At 62.8% G+C, this 5834-nt stretch carries 2 protein-coding genes and 4 pseudogenes; 1 reads left to right on the top strand and 5 read right to left on the bottom strand.

The features are described from left to right. A partial coding sequence (locus tag EOC06_RS24685; RefSeq protein WP_206631250.1) for a site-specific integrase occupies nucleotides 1-831 on the bottom strand: 831 nt, incomplete at its 3' end. Then, nucleotides 759-1553 carry a hypothetical protein gene (locus tag EOC06_RS40940; protein ID WP_206631251.1) on the bottom strand — a complete coding sequence of 265 codons (795 nt, stop codon included), beginning with the start codon at nucleotides 1551-1553 and terminating at the stop codon, nucleotides 759-761. The genes EOC06_RS24685 and EOC06_RS40940, both read right to left, overlap by 73 nt. Nucleotides 1554-1688: 135 nt before the next feature. Here EOC06_RS40940 and EOC06_RS24695 point away from each other — a divergent pair. Then, nucleotides 1689-2024, top strand: a pseudogene (locus EOC06_RS24695) (transposase); the annotation flags it as partial. A gap of 21 nt (nucleotides 2025-2045) precedes the next feature. Here the strand turns inward: EOC06_RS24695 and EOC06_RS24700 are convergent. The 3 pseudogenes from EOC06_RS24700 to EOC06_RS24710 form a co-directional block, all read right to left on the bottom strand. Next, nucleotides 2046-3260, bottom strand: a pseudogene (locus EOC06_RS24700) (helix-turn-helix domain-containing protein); the annotation flags it as partial. Between the two features lie 68 nt (nucleotides 3261-3328). After that, nucleotides 3329-4677: pseudogene (ltrA, locus tag EOC06_RS24705) on the bottom strand (group II intron reverse transcriptase/maturase). 508 nt (nucleotides 4678-5185) lie between these two features. Further along, nucleotides 5186-5785 (bottom strand): annotated as a pseudogene (locus tag EOC06_RS24710) (recombinase family protein); the annotation flags it as partial. Nucleotides 5786-5834: the final 49 nt, after the last annotated feature.

Here is a 5834-nt window from a genome sequence, read left to right on the forward strand (position 1 = left end):
GACCGACAGGGTGCCGGCTTCCCAATCGATGTCTTCGAACCGCAAGCGGATGGCCTCGCCCGCTCCAAGACCGTAGGTGCTCATCATCAACAGGAGTGCGTAATCGCGCAGTCCCATCGGTGTCGACCGATCTACCGCCTTCAGCAGGCGCTGCACATCCTCCCAGGCGAGTGCCCGCCGCGGTCGCTCGAGGCGCGGTTGCACCGGCGCGATCACGGCTTCGCTGAGATCGACGGGAATGCGACCGCTCCAATGCAGAAAACGCAGGAAACAGCGGATACTGCACGCGACGCCACTGACGTACGACCGGGAATATCGTTGTGCGTAAGCGACGAGAAAGGCGTCGACATCAACCAAGCGTATCGAATGCCAGTCCTCGCCGGCCTGCGCCAGGTGATCCTGAAGCTTGCCGATTTGATACAGCTTTTGGTCTACAGTCGCTTGCGGATTGCCGCGATGCCGCAGAAGATAATCGGCGTACTCCGAAAGCAAAGGTGTTGCCGGCGGCTTTGCCGGACGCGGCGATCGCCAAGGCGGTGGGGCTAACCCCAAGCGATGATAGATCCGGTTGAGTGACCGCAGACCGCTCCGGAAAAGATGTAGCGAACGCGGATCGAGATTCCGCCGTTGCGCATACCAGTCGATAAAGCGGTTCACGCGTTCGAGGGTGAGTTCTCCGCGCTCCACCAGCCCATGTTCGACGCAATAGGCGCGGAACAGCTTGATCCTCTGCATGTAAACAATGGCTGCGCCACTGCTCAGGCGGCGGTCGGCGCGCCAAACGCGACAGATATCCTCGGCGGAGGGCGTGACATTGGGTTCGGTCTGCATGGCGATCCTGTCACCTTGACCGACCCAGCGTAGCGGGCTGCGGGATTGTGGTCAGGCCCCACTTCGTGTTGGCCGCAGGCACCTGGTGATGCCGCCCTGAAGCCCGTGACCCAGCGCGCTCCAGACGTCCGGGCCATGGCACGGGCATCACCAAGCGCTACCGGAGCGAAGCCCAATGGAGCGGGGATGCAGCTCAGCGCCGGGGTTGGCAGCGCCCGGCGCAACTTGGGCAACATCGGTACGTCATCTGCTGCGGCCGCGCACGCCTGCACATCTGCCGCCAATGATGGCGCCATCACCCTGACAGCCATGATCGACCCACGCACTGCAATGACCCGCCGCCGAAGCCAGCGCACCGCTGCCGCGAGGCCAATCTCCGGTCCGCGCAGCGCATCCGCCGCCACTTCCATGCTTCTCGCCGATGCCGCCACCGCGACTGTGCACTCGATCGTTGCAAGCAGCCCGGGCAAACGGGCTGCCAGGAAATCCGGCAGCAAGCTGAATGTCATCCGCCCTTCCGGGCAATACCAGCGGGCGATGCGCACGCCGGGACTGGTCAGCCGTGCATAGCTGCCATGGCGTCGAAAGGCGCAGCCACCGTGCGGATGAAGCGGGCAGCCCGATAGATACGCGCGCTGCCACTCCTGCGTGGCGACATAGTCCTCGATCGTCGACGATGTGCGCAGCGGTATCTGCAAGTCCGTCCCCTCGCTCGCAAGCATCCTACGATCCTGCCGCAGCTTTTATCCGGACACCAGAACGGCTCAACCTCTCGTAAATGCAGCGTGCGCAGCCAAATACCCGAGATAAAACTTCGCCCTGGATAATGCGCCTTATCCGGTGGTCGAGATAAGGCGCATCTGAGGCGCAAGTTCTACGAATTGCACGTGTCCGGCATCTCTGCCGTGGCGAGCGAAACCGTGGCCGAACTATGGAAGGTCGAAGAACGCATTCGAGGCCAGAACCCTGAGGACCGCCGGGCCGCGCGACAGGAGCAGTCGGTCGCGATCGTCGCCGATCTCTGGCCGTTCTGGGAAAAGGAATTGAGCCGTATCTCTGGCAAGTCGAAACTCGCCGCGGCGATCCGCTATGCCAGGAGCCGTCGCGAGGCGCTCGAGCGCTTCCTGAACGATGGCCGCCTCGATATCGACTCCAACGCCGTCGAGCGGGCAATCCGTCCCCAGGCGAAGACTGATTCATTATGCACCCCCTCTTCAAATGGCGGGAAACAGCGATTTCTGATTATCGTCGTTGATGATACGCGGAGATTTGCGCGCCAAATCGGCCTTGATCCGTTCATCTTCAAGGTCGCTGGCGCGGATCTGGTAGGGCGCGCCGCGCATGACCTGCTCGGCTGGCAATATGCCGTCCCTGACGAACCGCCGGATTTTGACGTGCGACACGCCAAGCTTCGCGGCCGCGTCCGACATGGTGAGCCACTCGCCGTTCTTGTCGGAAGAGCGATAGCCGCTGATCTTGTGCACCGTGCGCAGCGATTGGACGCGTCGCGCCGTCCAGGTCTTTCCCTGACCCGTCTTCATGCCCATGCGGTTGAGTGTGGCGGCGATTTCGGCATCCGACCATCGCGTTGCCATGGATCGCATGACCGCCAGAGCCTCCTCAGGCGTACTCTGGCCATGCTCTCCGGATTTGGGCTTGCGAACCCTTACCTGGGAATGCTGGCCCCCATGCCAATGGATGGTCAGGACCACATCGCGCGCGTCGTCATCGACGTCCGCCACAATGTCCTTGATGAGCGCGCGCAGCAGTTGCTGACGGCAGCGCATATCGACACCCGGCGCATTCCAGGCGGCTTCGAGATCCTGGGCGAGGCCAGTTAAGTCAGGGATCGCGTCGACAGGCTCTATACGCTGGACTTCGCTGAGCCGGGCCTCGCAGGTCTCCACGCGCCTGAGCGTAGCTTCCCAGTTCCTCTCGAGCTGGGCCGCTATAAGCCGGTTCTCCGGGTCGCAGGCGGCATAGCGGCGCTCGGCGAGCGATGCCTCATAGCGTGCCTGCTGCAGATCCATCTCGATCATCTGCCGCCGCCTGGCTTCGCTCTCCAGCTGCATCTGTTCAGCCTCCAACGCCGCCTCGATCGCCATCGGCGCAACCGCCTCCAAGGCTTCGCGGGCCACCGCCGCATCGGTGCGAAAGCCGTTGAACGACATGCATCGCGCCTGCGCCATCATGGTGTTGCCCCGCTCGCAACGATAGACCGGGTAACCTTGGCCACGTCCGGCATACGTGACAACCAGCCTTCGCCCGCATCGACCGCAGGAGAGAAGACCCGGGAGCAACGCGCGACCGCCGCGGCCCGACTTGACGCCGCCGGCTTTGCCATAGGCATTGGCGGCGAGAAGTTCCTGGTTCCGTTCGTACTCGCTCCATCCAATATAGCCTTCGTGATGCAATCTGGAAGAGACTTCGCGGTAGGGACGCTCATTACTGAGCGCCCCGCACAGATCCACGCAGGCGGCTTTCCCGCACGTGGCTCCTACCTCGAGTGTTTGACGGCGAAGCGGACGCTCGGCCATGGATGAAGGTTACAAGGCTTGGGAAGGTAGTCGTTGGCTAACTGCGCGATCCGTTCCCACGTAGCGCCGTCCTTCTGGCTGCGTCGCTGAAGCGTACGCCGCCAAAGGTCGATCACCCGATACCTGAACGCCGTGAGCGCCCGGATATTCGTTGGAACCACGAAGTATGCGAAGTGCCCGCCAACGGTCTGGCCCAGCCACTTCCCCTGCTTGGGGATCGGCCAGTGCATTCGCCGCCGCAGCTCCGCCTTAATGTCCTGAAGCTTCGCCCGCATGCGGTCGCCGCGGGTCTTCCGTTTAAGCTGGAAGCGCCCTCGACGTGATTTTCCGCAGACGAACGTGAACCCCAGAAAGGCGAAGGTCTCCGGTTTGCTGAGCCCGCGCTGCTTGCGGTCGACCGCCGCGAGGCGGCCAAACTCAATCAGGCGGGTCTTGTCCGGGTGGAGCGACAGCGCAAACTCCTCAAGCCTCGCACGCATCGCATCGAGAAAGCGACGAGCGTCGTCCTCGCGCTCGAAACCGACGATCACATCATCGGCATAGCGCACGATGATCATGTCGCCGGAGGCGTCGCGCTGTCGCCAGCGCTGAGCCCACAGGTCGAAGACGTAGTGCAGGTAGATGTTGGCCAGAAGCGGCGAAATCACCGAGCCTTGACCCGTTCCCCTGTCATCCACAGTCACGATCCCGTCTTCGAGGATGCCCGCCTTCAACCACTTCTGGATCAGGCGGATGATGCGCTTGTCGCCGATCCTGTGTTCCAGGAAGCGAGCGAGCCATTCCTGACTGACCGCCCCGAAAAGTTCTGGATGTCGGCGTCTACAATCCAGTTCACCTTCCGCTTGTCGATCGCCACGCACAGTGCATCCAATGCATCGTGCGGCCCTCGCCCGGGCCGAAACCCGTAGGAGAAGCCAACGAAGTCGCCTTCGTAGATGGCATTGAGCACCATGACCGTTGCCCCTTGGACGATCTTGTCTTCCAGAGCGGCAATCGCCAGCGGCCGCTGCTTCCCATCCGCCTTCGGTATAAACGTCCGGCGCGACGGTTGCGGGCGGTACGCTCCCCGCTGGACCCGTCTGTGCAAATCCCTGAGCCGAGGCTCGAGGTCTGCCTCGTAATCCTGCCATGTCATGCCATCCACCCCAGGGGCGGCCTTGCGCTTAAGCGCATAGAACGCCGTCCGCAGCGTATCGACATTGATATGGTGGAAGAGCGCGGTGAACGGTTCCTTCTTCCTCAGCCTTGCGGCTTGCCGTACGCGGTCCAGCGACTGGGACATGCGAGCCCGGCTCTGTGTCCGGTGCATGCGTTGCTGTTCCGCGTTCTCCTTGGTCTCCGGCCTTGGCTCCACCGGCTCCGCCGCCGGTTGCCCGGCTTTGTTCGTCGGCTTCACGGCTACTATGCCGGAGTCAGACTTCTCCTGTCCGTTCGTCACCGGCTACGGCTCCTCGCCTTCCCGATGCGGACCGACACGGCTATCGCCGCCCGGCCGGGCAGGAGATCTCCCAGGTTCCGACGTGTTCCTTTCGTGCGTGATGTGGCCCTAGACCCCGGCAGGGCGACGGAGCCTCGCATAGCGGCTCCGCACATATTGCCTTCGACGGATGAGAACGTCTCGGCCCCTGCAATCTTATCACTATCGTGGCTCACTCCCACACCCCACACGATTGCTGTGTACGCTTCGCCGTGGTCGTCACCTCCCACGTCGCAACACTCACTACCGGGCGGGCGCTACCCCTTACCCGGGCCGGACTTGCACCGGCTGGAACTCGCCAGCTTGGCCTGGCGCACCTCACCTTGATTGTCGCGCGCCAGAAACGCGCGAATATCAGGCGAATGGTCTCCTGCAGGCGTATATCGGGATCGAACCCGAGACCGTAATCCCGGTGCCAGACGTAGCCGAAGGGCACAGAGATGCGCAGTTCGCCGCGCTGTGCCTTGGCACGGGCAGCTTCGTACATGCGAGCACGCAGCACCCCGAGTTCGAACTCGCTTATGCTCCCCTTCATGCCGAGCAGCAGGCGTTTCGGCAGCCCCGGATCGTAGACTCCGTCCAGATCGATCACCCGTGCATCGACTTCGCCGCACAACTCGAGCAGCCGATGCCAATCCGGTCCGTTGCGAGATAGGCGGGACGCCTCCAGGCAGAGCACAGCGCCCACATGACCGGTGCACAGATCGTCGACCAGGCGCTCGAAACCAGGACGTTCCACAGCTCCACTTGCAGTGCGTCCCAAGTCCTCGTCGATCACCTCAACCTTGCGGAATCCCCAGCGCCGCGCGACGTCGACCAGCTCATATTGCCGACGCTGGCTCTCAAGATTAAGCTGCACTTGCGCCTGCGTGGACTGACGTACATAGACGACGGCTTTGCGCTTGAGGATGGTGGCCGGAATCAGATTACTGCTCGTCATCGCGGCTCTCATCCGTCACGATGCCGGCGGCGGCCATCAGCACATTGGC

The organism is Mesorhizobium sp. M7A.F.Ca.MR.362.00.0.0 (assembly GCF_004023175.1).
Lineage (GTDB): Bacteria > Pseudomonadota > Alphaproteobacteria > Rhizobiales > Rhizobiaceae > Mesorhizobium.